At 38.1% G+C, this 431-nt stretch carries 1 pseudogene; it reads left to right on the forward strand.

Annotated elements, in window-relative coordinates:
* Positions 1–263: pseudogene (locus tag DW657_RS18095) on the forward strand (hypothetical protein); the annotation flags it as partial.
* Between the last annotated feature and the right edge of the window lie 168 nt (positions 264–431).

Below are 431 nucleotides of genomic sequence, written 5' to 3' on the forward strand. Positions count from 1 at the left end.
AAGAAGCTATTGGACTAGGTGCTAAGTGGGCTATCAATGAGTCTTTGAAGGACTTGTGGTATCCTGCTAGTGAAGAGCCAAAGAAAGCGAAGAATCTCATATTGGAAACAACCTATGAGTACGGAAAGCCTATTTATCATCTTATAAAGTATATGCCAAATGGTAACAATGTTTGTGCTTGGAAAGAATGGTATAAAGGTGCTCACTTATCTCGTTGGCTCTATATTGATGATTTATTACCAAAGGAAGGAGGTGAGCAATGAAAGAACTTAAAGATTTGGTGGCTGGTGATGATGTACTAGTTGTAGGTAGGTCTTGCAGATATATCGCCAAAATTGATAAAGTAACAAAGACTCAAATTGTTGTTAATAACGCTAGATTTAGAAGAGATTCGGGCTGGCAATGCGGTGGTGATAGATGGAATGTTAGAA

This window comes from Prevotella sp. AM23-5, from assembly GCF_003473645.1.
Lineage (GTDB): Bacteria > Bacteroidota > Bacteroidia > Bacteroidales > Bacteroidaceae > Prevotella > Prevotella copri_A.